General features: G+C 48.4%; 10 protein-coding genes and 6 pseudogenes. 8 read left to right on the top strand and 8 right to left on the bottom strand.

Going from position 1 to position 16703, the window contains the following annotated elements:
- Positions 1–85: 85 nt before the first annotated feature.
- A complete protein-coding gene (locus tag IB222_RS24015; protein WP_149384988.1) occupies positions 86–1219 on the bottom strand; it encodes an AraC family transcriptional regulator in 1134 nt (377 codons plus the stop codon).
- 228 nt (positions 1220–1447) lie between these two features.
- Here IB222_RS24015 and IB222_RS24010 point away from each other — a divergent pair, with 228 nt between their 5' ends.
- Together IB222_RS24010 and IB222_RS24005 are read left to right on the top strand one after the other, a co-directional pair.
- Positions 1448–2050 (top strand): DUF6448 family protein, encoded by a 603-nt coding sequence (locus IB222_RS24010; RefSeq protein ID WP_105318619.1) that lies wholly within the window; start codon positions 1448–1450, stop codon positions 2048–2050.
- Positions 2051–2220: 170 nt separating this feature from the next.
- A pseudogene (locus tag IB222_RS24005) lies at positions 2221–2319 on the top strand (hypothetical protein); the annotation flags it as partial.
- Between the two features lie 139 nt (positions 2320–2458).
- On the opposite strand, the gene IB222_RS24000 reads toward IB222_RS24005, so the two are convergent.
- Positions 2459–3156, bottom strand: a protein-coding gene (locus IB222_RS24000) for an IS1-like element IS1B family transposase (RefSeq protein WP_095033700.1) whose coding sequence is annotated in 2 segments (ribosomal slippage) — positions 2459–2907 and positions 2907–3156 — 699 coding nt in all. Because the reading frame shifts where the segments join, the coding sequence is not laid out codon by codon here.
- Positions 3157–3427: 271 nt separating this feature from the next.
- Complete coding sequence (locus IB222_RS23995; RefSeq protein WP_149385189.1) at positions 3428–5686, bottom strand: nitric-oxide reductase large subunit; 2259 nt, start codon at positions 5684–5686, stop codon at positions 3428–3430.
- Positions 5687–6384: 698 nt separating this feature from the next.
- Here IB222_RS23995 and IB222_RS23990 point away from each other — a divergent pair.
- Together IB222_RS23990 and IB222_RS23985 are read left to right on the top strand one after the other, a co-directional pair.
- Positions 6385–6802 (top strand): annotated as a pseudogene (locus IB222_RS23990) (Tn3 family transposase); the annotation flags it as partial.
- 84 nt (positions 6803–6886) lie between these two features.
- Positions 6887–7306 (top strand): annotated as a pseudogene (locus tag IB222_RS23985) (IS110-like element IS5708 family transposase); the annotation flags it as partial.
- A 237-nt stretch (positions 7307–7543) separates the two neighbouring features.
- On the opposite strand, the gene IB222_RS23980 reads toward IB222_RS23985, so the two are convergent.
- Positions 7544–7912, bottom strand: coding sequence for a hypothetical protein (locus tag IB222_RS23980; protein WP_032242306.1), 369 nt, complete (start codon positions 7910–7912; stop codon positions 7544–7546).
- Positions 7913–8056: 144 nt separating this feature from the next.
- Here IB222_RS23980 and IB222_RS23975 point away from each other — a divergent pair.
- From IB222_RS23975 to IB222_RS23960, 4 genes and pseudogenes are all read left to right on the top strand, one after another.
- Positions 8057–8662: pseudogene (locus IB222_RS23975) on the top strand (IS110-like element IS5708 family transposase); the annotation flags it as partial.
- A gap of 334 nt (positions 8663–8996) precedes the next feature.
- A pseudogene (locus IB222_RS23970) lies at positions 8997–9302 on the top strand (transposase); the annotation flags it as partial.
- A gap of 72 nt (positions 9303–9374) precedes the next feature.
- Positions 9375–10495, top strand: a protein-coding gene (locus IB222_RS23965) for an IS3-like element ISSen4 family transposase (protein ID WP_112150738.1) whose coding sequence is annotated in 2 segments (ribosomal slippage) — positions 9375–9633 and positions 9633–10495 — 1122 coding nt in all. Because the reading frame shifts where the segments join, the coding sequence is not laid out codon by codon here.
- Positions 10496–10521: 26 nt separating this feature from the next.
- Positions 10522–11226: pseudogene (locus tag IB222_RS23960) on the top strand (IS110-like element IS5075 family transposase); the annotation flags it as partial.
- Between the two features lie 922 nt (positions 11227–12148).
- On the opposite strand, the gene IB222_RS23955 reads toward IB222_RS23960, so the two are convergent.
- From IB222_RS23955 to IB222_RS23940, 4 genes are all read right to left on the bottom strand, one after another.
- On the bottom strand, positions 12149–12454 hold the full coding sequence (locus IB222_RS23955) for a PerC family transcriptional regulator (protein WP_099973644.1): 306 nt from the start codon (positions 12452–12454) through the stop codon (positions 12149–12151).
- Between the two features lie 388 nt (positions 12455–12842).
- Positions 12843–14009, bottom strand: coding sequence for an iron-containing alcohol dehydrogenase (locus tag IB222_RS23950; RefSeq protein ID WP_099973643.1), 1167 nt, complete (start codon positions 14007–14009; stop codon positions 12843–12845).
- Between the two features lie 798 nt (positions 14010–14807).
- Positions 14808–15512: an IS6-like element IS26 family transposase gene (locus tag IB222_RS23945; protein WP_001067855.1), complete on the bottom strand. Its 705-nt coding sequence runs from the start codon at positions 15510–15512 to the stop codon at positions 14808–14810.
- A gap of 101 nt (positions 15513–15613) precedes the next feature.
- Positions 15614–16311, bottom strand: a protein-coding gene (locus IB222_RS23940; RefSeq protein WP_225386177.1) for an IS1 family transposase whose coding sequence is annotated in 2 segments (ribosomal slippage) — positions 15614–16062 and positions 16062–16311 — 699 coding nt in all. Because the reading frame shifts where the segments join, the coding sequence is not laid out codon by codon here.
- Between the last annotated feature and the right edge of the window lie 392 nt (positions 16312–16703).

The following is a 16703-nucleotide window of genomic DNA, read 5'->3' as shown; positions in this document are numbered from 1 at the left end:
ATCATTTTTTCACTATATAGCCTTGCTCAAAAAGTTCTGACAACTTAGTAAGTCACGGCCTGGACTAACCACACATCAATAGATATTATAAGTATTGCCGCCGATATTCTGAAGGCGTTAAACCCGTTTGCTTCTTAAACGCGGTATTAAAGACCGATTTAGAGTTAAAGCCTGAGGAATACATAATATCAAGAATGGTCCGCTTATCTTCCGGCATTGCCAGGAGTTTTTTAGCGTGCTCTATTCGGTACTCGCTGATAAACGTAAAAAAATTCTGCTGAAACCCGTTGTTGATAATGGCTGACAGATCGTGCGGCGAGAGTTTTAACTGATGCGCAAGCTGGCTTAAGGACAGGGTGGAATCCAGAAACGGCTGATTCCGGTGCATAAATTCTGCCACCTTATCCACCTGTTCAGCCCCCCGTAACTGCGGTGCTTTAACCGGCTGAATATTCTCCAGCAGGATTTCATCTGCCTGCGTTAGCCCCATAAACGCAGCGGGTTGCCGCAGCGCACAAACTAATAACGTATTAATAAATGAAAACCCCGCTATGCTGACAACGGGCAGTACCCAACTCGTTTTATCGGTTAGCCTGAACAGATAGAAAAACAGGCAGCAAATAATACTGACTATCCAAAGTCCCGAATAACTTGACAGCAGGAAGCGGAGCCAGAGCATTTGCTGGCGGGCAATATCGGAATAAAGATGCTGAATATCCGAATTAAATGACCGCAAACGTCTGAGGGAATAGCCAAGCCAGCCGAGAAATACCCCGTGATAGGCCAATGCAAGGGGCAGTGATACTGGCATGCCCGGTAAATCCTGCTGCTGTAAGAGCGTTATTTTTGCTGAGTCAGATAACGGAACGTACAGCGTGAAAAACACAATAAGGCCAGTAGCAAACGGGATTAAGTGTACAGCATGAGCTGGCCGGATTCGAAAATGGCGATACATCAGCGAACGGGTATACAGATAGATGGCCGGTGGCTGAAGCAGAGAGATAAGCGTACCGATATAGGCGTAGTTCGGGTGTAAAAAACTCACGCCGCTACCATAGAGGAAAAGTTCACCAAAACCGGCGGCAAGGGTCAGCAGAACGATCACCAATAGCCGGTTGCTGACTTGTATGATGTTAGACGGCAAAAGAAGAAAAACAGAGAGCAATGCAGCCTGCATCATTCCTGCTGCCAGAAGAAAAACAGATAGATCATTCAGCATGCACGAGCACCAACAATTTAAAACGAGATATGAGAAACGGACGCCACACACGCTTCGTGTCAGCAGAACGTTCGACTTTACGTTTCATACGTTCGAATTTATCAATTCGAACGACTCCCGGGTTACTCGCCAGTACTCTGCAACCAAATCGGCAGAGGACTGAAATTCTGCCTCCTTTAAACACAAAAAAGCAGATGAACAGGTCGAAAGAGACCCGGGAGTATTAATATGAAAAAGCAGAAAAAGACCAGAACATCCCTGTGCGCAAGCATTATGTTCCTTGCGGGAATGACCGTAAGCACAACGGCGTTTGCCCACTGCGACAGCATGGATGGGCCTGTGATCACCGAGGCTAAAAGCGCCCTTCAGGCGCGTGATGTTACCCCATTATTAAAATGGGTACCAGAAAACCGTGAAGATGACGTCAGAAAGGCGTTTGACGAAACAATGAGTAAACAAGGCAGCAGTCAAACCTCTCAGGAAAAGGCCCAGCAAAAGCTTTTTACCACCCTGGTACGTATTCACCGTGAAGCGGAAGGTGCATCGTTTACCGGTGTAAAATCGGCAGGTCATATTCCTGTTATTGTACAAGAGGCTGATGCCGCACTTCGCACCAACAGTGTTGATAGCCTGGTGGCAAAGGTGACCGCTAACATTGAGCATGCTATCCGGGAAAAATTTACCAAAGCCGAACTCAGTAAGCAGCAGGCGAATCAATCGGTTAAGCAGGGACGCGAATATGTAAATGACTACATTCACTACATACATTTTGTCGAGGAAATAAACGAAATGGCGGAGGGTAGAGCGCCCGATACGGAGCATCAGCACTAATCATCATGCCCTTCAGAGATGCCTTTACGGCATCTCTGAACCGCGACGCTAAGGCTGTGCGAAAACGCAGCTCACCGTGCTAACCGTTGAACGATACTGAACGTTTCAGGAGCATCGTTGTGACGGTTAGCTTCGGCTAGACAACCATAATATATTGATAAACAGGGAGCGGGATTCTGGTCTGAACCGAGGGCCTCAGCTTTGCCCTACGTCACTGCAACGAAACGACTAAAATCATGGTCAATGACCAGCCCAACGGCGTCACCTTTATTGGAGATAGCGCCAACTGGTGCAAACATTCTATCATCAATGTCCGATCACGGCCTGAGACATTCGACAAGCATTTTATGGTTTCAGTAAGAGTTTCAGTGCCAGCAAATATTTCACTTCGTCGGTAATGACTCCAACTTATTGATAGTGTTTTATGTTCAGATAATGCCCGATGACTTTGTCATGCAGCTCCACCGATTTTGAGAACGACAGCGACTTCCGTCCCAGCCGTGCCAGGTGCTGCCTCAGATTCAGGTTATGCCGCTCAATTCGCTGCGTATATCGCTTGCTGATTACGTGCAGCTTTCCCTTCAGGCGGGATTCATACAGCGGCCAGCCATCCGTCATCCATATCACCACGTCAAAGGGTGACAGCAGGCTCATAAGACGCCCCAGCGTCGCCATAGTGCGTTCACCGAATACGTGCGCAACAACCGTCTTCCGGAGCCTGTCATACGCGTAAAACAGCCAGCGCTGGCGCGATTTAGCCCCGACGTATCCCCACTGTTCGTCCATTTCCGCGCAGACGATGACGTCACTGCCCGGCTGTATGCGCGAGGTTACCGACTGCGGCCTGAGTTTTTTAAATGGCGGAAAATCGTGTTGAGGCCAACGCCCATAATGCGGGCGGTTGCCCGGCATCCAACGCCATTCATGGCCATATCAATGATTTTCTGGTGCGTACCGGGTTGAGAAGCGGTGTAAGTGAACTGCAGTTGCCATGTTTTACGGCAGTGAGAGCAGAGATAGCGCTGATGTCCGGCAGTGCTTTTGCCGTTACGCACCACCCCGTCAGTAGCTGAACAGGAGGGACAGCTGATAGAAACAGAAGCCACTGGAGCACCTCAAAAACACCATCATACACTAAATCAGTAAGTTGGCAGCATCACCGGGATAACGCTTACCGCTCATGGGCACCTCTCTTTAAGCCATCTTAAATGACTCTGAGGTGTCTGTTAAACCCATGGCGATTCAGACAAGCAAGATCAAGAACATGAGGCGCAGTTAGAGTTGAAGATGAACTAACAGCGCGGAAATGCCCCCTTTCAGGGGGCTGTAAACCAAAGCCGCCTTCTAAGAAGGCGGATTTTTACTAGTTTGTTTAACTTAGCTGCTAATTTGCTTAGCTGCTTTAGTGTCAAACACCCCTTTAACAATTTGCCAGCTTACCGCTAAGGCACCTATGATAAAGACCACGTCACCTATAGTGCGGATCCAACGTAGTGTATGCAGTAAATCACTTTGCATAAAGGCTTCACTTCGTGCATACCATAAGCCTTCTGTGGTACTAGCATAAAACTGGATAAAGCCTATTGGTAATAAACTAGTGAATAGCATTAATACTAAGCCCACGTTTAACCACCAGAATGCGGTCTTCATTAGCTTTTCGTCAAACTGCAACTGTGGCCGAATGTAGCGCAATATTAATAAACAGAAGCCTAAGGCTAAGAAGCCATAAACACCAAATAATGCGGCATGAGCATGAGTTGGCGTGGTGTTTAAGCCTTGAATATAATACAGCGCTATAGGTGGGTTAATCATAAAGCCAAACACGCCAGCGCCTAACAAATTCCAAAATGACACGGCAACAAAGAACATTAATGGCCATTTTAAATCTGCCATCCAAGGCGCACGGTTTTTCATCCGCCACTGTTCAAAGGCTTCATAACCTAATACCACTAAAGGCACTACTTCTAAGGCACTAAAAGTTGCCCCAACGGCCATAACCGGGGTAGTGGTACCCGAGAAATATAAGTGGTGGAAAGTACCAGGAACACCGCCTAGCATAAATAAGGATGCCGAGGCTAAGCTAGCACTAGTTGCCATAGTGCGTGACACTAAGCCCATACTATGGAAAATAAAGGCTAAAGATACAGTAGCAAACACTTCAAAGAAGCCTTCTACCCATAAATGAACTACCCACCAGCGCCAGTATTCCATTACCGATAAGTTAGTCCGTTCGCCGTAGAATAAACCGGCGCCATAGAACAAACCAACACAGATAACCGAAGCACCAAATAAAGCTAATAAGTTTTTATCACCTGGGGCTTTAAAGGCGGGCACTATGGCGCGTAGCATAAGCACTAACCAGAATAAAATGCCGATGTATTTAATGATTTGCCAAAAGCGACCAATATCAATGTATTCATAACCTTGATGGCCAAACCAGAAGCTATATTCATGCGGAATAATTTGCACAATGGCAAAGTAGTTACCGGCGAATGAACCTGCCACTAAAACCACTAAGGCCCAGAATAAAATATCTACGCCAAGCTTTTGGAACTTAGGATCTTTACCGCCATTAATAATAGGTGCTAAAAATAAACCTGCGGCTAAAAAGCCCGTCGCAATCCAGAACATAGCCGCTTGTAAGTGCCATGTACGGGCTAGGCTGTAGGGTAGCCATTCGGTTGTATTTAAACCATAGAAACCATCACCTTCAATGGTATAGTGAGCAGTAAAGCCACCTAAGAACACTTGCAGGGTAAATAGTGCAACTACCACTACAATATACTTGCCCAACGATTTTTGTGAGGGGGTAAGTTTAAGGTTAGCTATAGGATCAAACTTTGGTGACACCGGCTCTTCGTCATCGTGTTTGCGTAAGAATGCCCAAGCCCAAACTAAGGCTCCAACACCAGCAATTAATAAAATAATACTAATTAAAGACCAAATTAAATTTTCAGCTGTAGGCTTATTATCAATTAACGGCTCATGGGGCCAGTTGTTGGTATAAGTGGCTGCATCTGGAGTACGCTCAGTTGAAGCAGCCCAAGCCGTCCAGAAGAAAAACTGTACCATTTGCTCTCTGCGCTCTAGTGAAGGCAGGGTGTTGTTTTTCATTGCATAGTTAGCACGGGTTTCGCTTAACGACGGATCATTACCAAATAATTTAATATAGTGATCAGCAGTTGTTGCAATGGCCTGTATACGGCGACTTGACAGCACTAGGGTGTCAGTGGCTTTATCATAAGTGTTAGTACGATAAGCTTCTTTTAACGCAAACTGTAAGCCATTTTGCTCAGCTGGCGTTAAACTGTCATAAGCTTTGTTATATTGATCTTGAGCGGCAAGCTCTAACCAAGCCAGTAATTCACGATGTAACCAATCTGCAGTCCAATCTGGTGCTTGGTAAGCACCATGACCCCAAATAGAGCCTAGCTGCATACCCCCGACAGATTGCCAGGCCGTTTGACCATCTAAAATACTTTCATTGGTCATTAATACCTTACCGTCTTGGTTAACTACTTTCGCCGGAATAGGTGGAGCAGAGCGGTAAATTTCTGCACCAAAATAACCCAGCACACCAAAGGTAATTGCTAAAACGGTGATTAATACCCACCAGAGTTTACGATATCCAGCCATAATCCCTCCAAAAACTACTAATAAAGCGCCAACAAGCCATTTAAAACTCCTATTATTGTAATAATGCATTAGATAGCTATCTAATACTCTAGTAGCAATACAAGAGTTAGGCCAGTTTTTAACCGCAAATTCAGATACTAAGTGCACCACTCATGGTTGAGTAGGTGGCGAGAGATCAACTGCCCATAGGTGGTATTCTAACGTCGCCAAACAATTAGAGTATTACCATGAGCTACAAGCAGTTGATCGAAGGACAACGATACCAGATTCAAGCCTATCTGAGCCAACATTTAAGTTATATACCCGTGATCATTGAAGATGCTTGATTTTCGATAGAATCAGGATCATGCTACGAACCATGAAAATTACACTGACTCCTCAACAGAAACTGCAACTCGAACAAATGCACGACATTGAACGTGATAGTCGAGTTTGCGACCGTATTAGGGGTCAGTTTGGATATAGAGAATTATTGTACGGTAAGCCTGTTTTTTGAACAGACTTACCTATGGCAATAGGGTGTACTCCCGCGCTATACAGCGTTTTCAGGGGATTTTGTCTTAATCGGATAACCTAAATGCGATACAGCAAGAGCGACAACCTAAAAGCGATAGCCACTGACGATAAATCAATCACTTACGTATCCGAATTGGTTAAATAATGTGCTTAACGTACAAAAATTTCCGATCTCCAAACTGACCCCTATAAAGCAGGGAACGGTAACAGCATCACTGATGATGAAAAAGCTGGCCAGCTATCCGAAACAGAATGGTCTGGCAAAGGCTCTGAGGGAGATTGGCCGCATCGAAAGTTCACCGACTGGGGGAAATCAGAGACCGTGGACTGGAAAACCAGAGCTACCGGGCCAGTGGGCTGACATTGCTGACTGCGGCGATCTCACTGTGGAATACGATATATATAGAAAGAGCCCTTGATGCTCTGAAGCGAAAAGGGATTCAGGTAAATGAACAGCTTATTGCTCATCTGTCCCCGTTGGGATGGGAGCACATAAATCTGAGTGGGGATTACGTCTGGCGAACAAATCTCAAGCTGGGACAGGGTAAATACCGCTCATTACGCTCAATGGATAGTAGTTTGTACAAAAAACAGGCTTAACGAATGGAAGGGACTTCCCCTAGATATGCGCCTGATTAACTTTCGTGCAATCATAGGATAAACATTGACCCAGAGGGATTCGTTATGACCATCACCACTGTCGGTATCGATCTTGCTAAAAATGTGTTTGCTGTTCACTGCATTGACCAAAATGGTAAAGCTGTTCTGGTTAAACCCAAGGTGTCGCGTGCAGCACTTTCTGAACTCATCGCAGGTTTACCTCCCTGTGTCATTGGAATGGAAGCCTGCTCGGGTGCCCACTATTGGGCAAGATTATTCAGGCAGTATGGCCATGATGTCCGGTTGATGGCTCCGAAATTTGTCTCACCCTATCGCATGGCGGGTAAGACCGGGAAAAATGATGCAGCTGATGCAATAGCTATTTGTGAGGCAGTGCAGCGGCCGCATATGCGCTTTGTACCAGTCAAAGACGAAAGCCAGCAGGCAATGCAATGCTTACATCGGACAAGACAGGGATTTATCCAGGAAAGAACAGCAACGTATAAGGGGTCCGCTTGGAAAACGGAAATTTTCCTACGTTAAGCGTTTTGAGCTTAACGAGTGATTTCGTTCCATTGAGCGCGAACCCCTGACCGTAAGGGATGTACGGAACGATCTGACTGTCCGTTAACAGTTTTGCTTACTTTCGTACATGTTATTGGCATGGTGTACGCAATCGTTCGGTTTCGGACGTTTAAGTCACATGCACGTTAACTGTCGGTATTCATCGCCTCACTAGTACTACTCTGCTAGTTCATCATGTTCTTCGAGAGCATATTCAAAATCGGCAACAAGCAAGAAATTTTCTATCCTATAAGCCTGATTTAACTTAATTCGTTGGTATCTTTCGTTCAATAATCGCCATGCTGTTTTCCGTAGTACCATCGGTACGGATTCATCTTTTAAAGTACGCATGAGCACAGAACAGGTTGTCAGAAAAGCAGCGTCCTTACGTTTTCGGTAATACGCATCAGTCGAACAAACCGCAATGATCTCGATTGATTCAGGGTGATGACAGATAGCATTAACCGTAGTTTGTTCATGTATCTGTGCCTTGAGTTCAGCCTGAATTTTTGATTGATGATACATAGCCTTGAGATAGCTAAACATGATTTCCCCATCGAACAGTAAGTCGTGTCAATTCCTAGAGTTAACACATTTCTGATCATGACTCACACGTTACGTTCAGTCGGTAGCCATCTGTGCAAAAAATGCGCTTAGCGTAGGATAATTTCCTTTTTCCAAGCGGACCCCTATAACCGTCTTCGGGGCCTGATATCTGAATTCGGGGTTATTGCCCCACAAAGCACTGATGCTCTGCGTCATGTTGTTTCTGACCAGAAGGAAACTCTGCCAGTACAGGTTAGGCTGTGCATTGATGATCTATTGACACATGTCACTAATATTGAAGAGAAAATCGCCGAATATGACAGGGTATTATCTCGTGTGGCCAAAACAGATCATCGCAGCCAGCAGTTAATGGAACTGAAAGGTGTTGGGCCCACCACAGCGAGTGCGCTGGTCGCCAGTATTGGCAATGCCCATGATTTTAAGAACGGGCGCCAACTGGCAGCCTGGTTGGGGCTAACGCCATCACAATACAGTAGTGGCGGAAAATCAAAGCTTGGCAGGATAACAAAAGCGGGTGATGCCTATCTGCGAACCCTACTGGTCCAGGGAGCCCGTTCTGTAATGGTAGGGGCAGAGAATAGAACGGACCCGTTTAGCCGTTGGGTCTGCTCGTTGATTGGTAGGCGGGGATACTGGCGTGCTGTCGTTGCAATCGCCGCCAAGAATGCGAGGTTGTGCTGGGCATCATTACATTACGGCGATGACTTCAGACTGTATTCAACAACATGAAAAATTTAACTGAGTAGTAACTGAACTGTAAATTGTTGATGGTAAAGGGTTAGACCCCCGTGAGAAGTATCTGCATATCCTACTGGATATCACTATCCGATTAACGAAGGAGGATCTCACGAGCGTCTTTCATCAGGGTCCGAATCACTAGCGATTCAGCATGACCGTTTATAGTAGCGCAGTCTTATCCCTTGCCTTTCATTGATGAACAGACAGAAATTAAAAACCGGCGTTGACTGTTCGGGGAAGCCCTTATAGTAGGATATTTAATGAGATGGTCACTCCCTCCTTCCCGGTACTATGCTGAGGACAGGCTTTCATTCGGAGAACCATCATGGAAAACATTGCGCTTATTGGTATCGATCTGGGTAAGAACTCTTTCCATATTCATTGTCAGGATCATCGTGGGAAGGCCGTTTACCGTAAAAAATTCACCCGACCAAAGCTAATCGAATTTCTGGCGACATGCCCGGCAACAACCATCGCGATGGAAGCCTGTGGCGGTTCTCACTTTATGGCACGCAAGCTGGCAGAGTTAGGGCATTTTCCAAAGCTGATATCACCGCAATTTGTCCGCCCATTCGTTAAAAGCAACAAAAATGACTTCGTTGATGCTGAAGCTATCTGTGAAGCAGCATCACTGACCTGCTCCCCGTTGATTAGTACACCCCGATGTTAGTAATGTCTTCATAAGCCACATGAGGACATCCCCATGAAGAAGCGTTTTTCCGACGAACAGATCATCAGTATTCTCCGCGAAGCCGAAGCTGGGGTACCCGCCCGTGAACTCTGCCGCAAGCATGCCATTTCCGATGCCACGTTTTACACCTGGCGTAAGAAGTATGGCGGTATGGAGGTGCCTGATGTTAAGCGCCTGAAGTCGCTTGAGGAAGAGAACGCCAGACTCAAGAAGCTGCTTGCCGAAGCCATGCTGGATAAAGAGGCGCTTCAGGTGGCTCTTGGGCGAAAGTACTGACGACAGACCAGAAGCGGGAAGCCGTGATGTTGATGTGTGATGCGACCGGTCTGTCGCAACGTCGTGCCTGCAGGCTTACAGGTTTATCCCTGTCGACCTGCCGCTATGAGGCTCACCGTCCGGCTGCTGATGCGCATTTATCAGGGCGCATCACTGAGCTGGCACTGGAGCGCAGGCGTTTTGGCTACCGTCGTATTTGGCAGTTGCTGCGCCGTGAAGGGCTTCATGTTAATCATAAGCGCGTGTACCGGCTTTATCACCTCAGTGGCCTGAGCGTAAAACGCAGAAGACGTCGTAAAGGGCTGGCAACAGAACGTCTGCCGCTGCTCCGTCCGGCGGCGCCCAATCTGACCTGGTCGATGGATTTCGTCATGGACGCACTTTCCACCGGTCGCAGGATCAAGTGTCTTACCTGCGTCGATGATTTCACAAAGGAATGCCTGACGGTCACTGTTGCCTTTGGGATTTCAGGCGTTCAGGTCACGCGTATTCTGGACAGCATTGCACTGTTTCGAGGCTATCCGGCGACGATAAGAACTGACCAGGGGCCGGAGTTCACTTGCCGTGCACTGGATCAATGGGCCTTTGAGCATGGTGTTGAGTTGCGCTTAATCCAGCCGGGCAAGCCAACGCAGAACGGATTTATTGAGAGCTTTAACGGACGATTTCGCGATGAATGTTTGAATGAGCACTGGTTCAGCGATATCGTTCATGCCAGGAAAATTATTAATGACTGGCGGCAGGATTATAACGAATGCCGCCCGCACTCCACGCTGAATTATCAGACACCGTCTGAATTTGCAGCGGGCTGGAGAAAGGGTCATTCTGAGAATGAAGATTCCGACGTTACTAACTGAGTGTTGTATCTAATCGTGGGGGCAGGTCATCACGTCCATCTATGCGTTTCGTGCAGCCCAGAACCGAATCTCAGCAGGCAATGCGAGCTCTGCATCGTGTCCGTGAATCCCTGGTTCAGGATAAGGTGAAAACAACTAATCAGATGCATGCTTTTCTGCTGGAATTTGGTATCAGCGTTCCGCGAGGTGCTGCCGTTATTAGTCGACTGAGTACCCTTCTTGAGGACAGTAGTTTGCCTCTTTATCTCAGCCAGTTACTGCTGAAATTACAACAGCATTATCACTATCTTGTTGAGCAGATTAAAGATCTGGAATCTCAGTTGAAACGAAAGTTGGACGAAGATGAGGTTGGACAGCGCTTGCTGAGTATTCCCTGCGTTGGAACGCTGACTGCCAGTACTATTTCAACTGAGATTGGCGACGGGAAGCAGTACGCCAGCAGCCGTGACTTTGCGGCGGCAACAGGGCTGGTACCCCGACAGTACAGCACGGGAGGTCGGACGACATTGTTAGGGATTAGCAAGCGGGGCAACAAAAAGATCCGAACTTTGTTGGTTCAGTGTGCCAGGGTATTCATACAAAAACTGGAACACCAGTCTGGCAAGTTGGCCGACTGGGTCAGGGAGTTGTTGTGTCGGAAAAGCAACTTTGTCGTCACCTGTGCTCTGGCAAACAAGCTGGCCAGAATAGCCTGGGCACTGACGGCGCGACAGCAAACTTACGAAGCATAAAGGCAGAAATACACCAGTTTAAACAATCATTCATCTGGTTTTGCGAATACTGATATTGATGATACTAACGGCCCACCGGCCTGTTGAGGAACCTGTAAAACGGAAAGGCTCATTGAAGCCGTATATTTTCTGGAGGTTCATCAGGCGCGGAACTCATCGAGGCGCGGGAATAAAATCCCATTCAGACGCCGGATAGATTCAAGCAAGCCAACTTGTCGTCAAAATCGGTGTTGCAAAAACGGGAGTGACCATAGATTCCGTTTTCCAAGCAGACCCCTTTACCACTACTCTATTTCCGCACAGGTGTTGATCCCGGCCAAATCACACACTATCGCGTGCGTTATCAGGAAGGTTTTGTTCAACAGGCCTGGCTGCGTCCTGAAATACAGTTATACATTGTATGTATAGCCAGAAAGAAAGGCGCGTTACGGGATATTCAGGGAGGGCTGGCGGTACTTACCGACATAGAGTACGGTAACGATGTGGAACTGGCGAAGGCATTTGGTGGCATCATATTCCGGTCCGGCGTTCTGCGACCCTTGGTGGGAAATTCTGATAATACGTTTATTTCGGCACGAATACATATAACACGGGACACCCCACCGACAGAAGAAGAGCTGATCAGTATTTTTTACCAGCAATGCCTGAAGCATGGTTCATGGAGTCGTGCCTGAATATCATCCTGCGCTTACGTCTCCGTAGACCCTCCGGCCGCAGATGCGGCCTTATTTATGTTCTTCCTCAGTAACATCCCCCTGCAGAATATCAGGCATGCGGGGAAAGAGAGCGGACGACACAAATCATATTAAAACGACAGCATAAACCACCACTTCGGCAGAACAGGACACCCTCAGGCGTGGCCCTCTCCCGGCGTTTCATCCTTCAGCGCACAACACCATCCCCGGTCCTGCCCGGCCCGGTATCACCGTTGTAACTTCCTGGCGAGACGGTCCGGATGAGACCTGAACGCTGAGCCATCGGGCTGTTTGATCCCCATATTTTCCAGAGCCAGGCTGGCAGCACGACTGACATCCCGGATCCCTGCCGGCTTTGTCCGCAGGACAGGCGTAATTTTTGAATAGCAGTAACTTCGTCTGCGGCTGATCCATTCCCGCTCTTCATCTGTCTGGCAACACCACATCACTTCCAGCCAACGGGTTGCCGCCCTGCGCCATAGTGCTGAATTTTCCAGCGATTCAGCGACAGCATCACTGATAATATCCGACATAATCCCGACTCTGTGCTCCTTATGTGTTCATCCGTTTACCCTGAGCGCTTCCGGCCCGAGCACACACCAGGATAAACAATTTAATCAATAGTAAAGGGGTCTGATACCGTCCCCGTCAGCCCGGATAAGCCGGACACGCCATCGGGCATAACCTGGGGTGACGATTCAGGATCGGGCAGAATGTCCGGAAGATGACATGATCTAAATCACATTAATGAGACAACAGGATTTTTCTTATTCAGGATACACCGATAGCGCTCTACCGGGAGCATAAGGGGAAGACGATCCCGTCGGTCAGGGCAGGCGGCCCCACTCCGGCAAAAAACCGTTACGGGGCCGCCGAAGGCCGGTGCCGGTTTCTCCGCACCGCGCCCTTTTCCGGAACGGGTTACTCGATAGCCTCGCCTTCATAGGCCTGGCGGTAAAGTTCAATAACCTGCTCCAGAGTAGCCTTACGCGGGTTAGTGAGCTGGCAAACATCCTTTTTCGCATTCTCCGCCATTACCGCAAAGTCCTCCGGTTTAACGCCCAGGCTCTTCAGAGAGCGCGGGATCCCAACCTGTTTACCCAGACGCTGAATGGCGCTGATGGCTTTCACCGCCGCCTCGTCCGTTGACAGACCGTCCACTTCCTCTCCCATCGCTTCCGCAATATCTCTGAAACGGTTAAGGTTGCCGATTAAATTGAACGACTCCACGTAAGGCAGCAGGATCGCATTACACACGCCGTGCGGCAGGTTGTAAAAGCCCCCCAACTGGTGCGCCATAGCATGCACATAGCCCAGCGATGCGTTATTGAATGCGATCCCCGCCAGATACTGCGCATACGCCATGTTATCCCTGGCCTTCATATACTCCCCGTTGGCCACGGCCTTGGGCAGGTACTGGGTGATCATTTTAATGGCTTTTAGTGCAGCCGCATCTGTAAGCGGATTGGCCATCGTGGAAACATACGCCTCAATCGCATGGGTCAGCGCATCCATCCCGGTAGCGGCCGTCAATGAAGGAGGCATGCCGACCATCAGTTCAGGATCGTTGATAGAAATTTGCGGAGTCACACGCCAGTCCACAATCGCCATCTTCACCTTACGCGCGGTATCCGTAATAATGCAGAACCGGGTGACTTCAGAGGCAGTACCCGCAGTGGTATTGATGGCCATCAGCGGGATCATGTCATTAACGGATTTATCCACACCTTCAAAGTCACGGATATTTCCGCCGTTAGCGGCAATCAGGCCGATCCCTTTTGCACAGTCGTGAGAGGAGCCCCCGCCGAGGGAAACGATGCCGTTACAGTCATTCTCCCGGTACGATTTGATCCCTTCGGCAACATTTTTATCCGTCGGGTTGGGCTCTGCGCCTCCAAATATATGCACACCAATCCCCGCCTGTCTGTAAATCTCCGCAACCCTGTCCGCCATACCACTTCCGGCAAGGAAGGCATCTGTCACAATAAGAATTTTTTTTACATTTAATGTTTTGGCAAGGCTACCGGCTTCCTGAACACTCCCCTCGCCAAAGACATTACGCGTGGGTAAAAAATAATAAGTCGACATATAACTTCCCTTGTTTAATAGTGGTGGTAAGGATACTCACCCGGGCTCTTCATATTTAAATGCAGGACTGGTTTCCGGCACTTAAATAAAATAATCCGGGAATAAATAATAAAAATACAGGCTGAACACCTACCGGGAGTTTAAGGGAAAAGCGAGCTCAGACTGTGACCATGATCACGTTTTACCCGACAGCATTTATCAATTCGTGACGTTGCGCTGACACAATTTTTGTGCTGTCACCGGACCCGGTAGCGCTAACCCCTCTTCCGCCCGGGTTACCCGGGGAGCCCCGAAAACAGAGGTTCCGGAAAGGAAAGACATCCGCATCTGCCCCCCGAATGGGGGGTGTACCCGGTTATAGGTAATTACATTCGAAACAACAGGAGTATACCCGTGTACCACCACAACGGATTTAACACACAGACAGAATGACAGGGGCAGACTTTCCAGTGGTTAACCGGTAATTCTGCCAGAAACAACCATACTACCGCCCGTTAACTTTTCAGACCTGTTTTATATAAAAATACCGGTATCAGAGATACCATAAAAAAACGTACAGACTATTGTGACTGTTATCACGGAACCTTAATTTATTATTCTCCTGACTGGATCCATAATAAAGCATCCGTGTATTGTTACCGATAACATAACCTTGAGGTAAAAATAAAAACGTCGTTGACGATCCGGGGGGACATCATCATGCTGAGAACGGCAGTTATTGGATGTGGTAACGTGGGGCACTTTCAGGCACTGTTGCAAAGTTAGCGATGAGGCAGCCTTTTGTCTTATTCAAAGGCCTTACATTTCAAAAACTCTGCTTACCAGGCGCATTTCGCCCAGGGGATCACCATAATAAAATGCTGAGGCCTGGCCTTTGCGTAGTGCACGCATCACCTCAATACCTTTGATGGTAGCGTAAGCCGTCTTCATGGATTTAAATCCCAGCGTGGCGCCGATTATCCGTTTCAGTTTGCCATGATCGCATTCAATCACGTTGTTCCGGTACTTAATCTGTCGGTGTTCAACGTCAGACGGGCACCGGCCTTCGCGTTTGAGCAGAGCAAGCGCGCGACCATAGGCGGGCGCTTTATCCGTGTTGATGAATCGCGGGATCTGCCACTTCTTCACGTTGTTGAGGATTTTACCCAGAAACCGGTATGCAGCTTTGCTGTTACGACGGGAGGAGAGATAAAAATCGACAGTGCGGCCCCGGCTGTCGACGGCCCGGTACAGATACGCCCAGCGGCCATTGACCTTCACGTAGGTTTCATCCATGTGCCACGGGCAAAGATCGGAAGGGTTACGCCAGTACCAGCGCAGCCGTTTTTCCATTTCAGGCGCATAACGCTGAACCCAGCGGTAAATCGTGGAGTGATCGACATTCACTCCGCGTTCAGCCAGCATCTCCTGCAGCTCACGGTAACTGATGCCGTATTTGCAGTACCAGCGTACGGCCCACAGAATGATGTCACGCTGAAAATGCCGGCCTTTGAATGGGTTCATGTGCAGCTCCATCAGCAAAAGGGGATGATAAGTTTATCACCACCGACTATTTGCAACAGTGCCCATAAAACACTATCAGTAAGTTGGGTAATGACTCCAACTTATTGATAGTGTTTTATGTTCAGATAATGCCCGATGACTTTGTCATGCAGCTCCACCGATTTTGAGAACGACAGCGACTTCCGTCCCAGCCGTGCCAGGTGCTGCCTCAGATTCAGGTTATGCCGCTCAATTCGCTGCGTATATCGCTTGCTGATTACGTGCAGCTTTCCCTTCAGGCGGGATTCATACAGCGGCCAGCCATCCGTCATCCATATCACCACGTCAAAGGGTGACAGCAGGCTCATAAGACGCCCCAGCGTGGCCAACGTGCGTTCACCGAATACGTGCGCCACAACCGTCCTCCGTATCCTGTCATACGCGTAAAACAGCCAGCGCTGGCGCGATTTAGCCCCGACGTATCCCCACTGTTCGTCCATTTCCGCGCAGACGATGACGTCACTGCCCGGCTGTATGCGCGAGGTTACCGACTGCGGCCTGAGTTTTTTAAATGGCGGAAAATCGTGTTGAGGCCAACGCCCATAATGCGGGCGGTTGCCCGGCATCCAACGCCATTCATGGCCATATCAATGATTTTCTGGTGCGTACCGGGTTGAGAAGCGGTGTAAGTGAACTGCAGTTGCCATGTTTTACGGCAGTGAGAGCAGAGATAGCGCTGATGTCCGGCGGTGCTTTTGCCGTTACGCACCACCCCGTCAGTAGCTGAACAGGAGGGACAGCTGATAGAAACAGAAGCCACAGGAGCACCTCAAAAACACCATCATACACTAAATCAGTAAGTTGGCAGCATCACCCACGGGCAGATACCCCGGCTTCAGCCTCGCGGAGAATACTGATGATCTGTTGGTCGGAAAAACGCTTCTTCATGGGGATGTCCTCACGTTGCAGATGAAGACATTACTAACATCGGGGTGTACTAATCAACGGGGAGCAGGTCAGCACCGGGTAGCTTTACGGAGTGTGGCCCGAAGCCTGTCATTGTTAACGGGTCGTGTTGGTTTAAAGGGTAATTGAGGAGGTCATTACGATAATTCTAGGGGCCGTTGAGTTCCTACTTCTCTGGAATATTGCTCCCCCCTAAGATCATCTAGATGACATACCCAAAACCCTGTGGAGATTTCTTAGTAAGGT

Source organism: Citrobacter sp. C13 (genome assembly GCF_014596815.2).
Taxonomy (GTDB): domain Bacteria; phylum Pseudomonadota; class Gammaproteobacteria; order Enterobacterales; family Enterobacteriaceae; genus Citrobacter; species Citrobacter portucalensis.
Note: the sequence above shows the minus strand (reverse complement) of the source record. Positions and strands in the feature narration are given on the sequence as shown.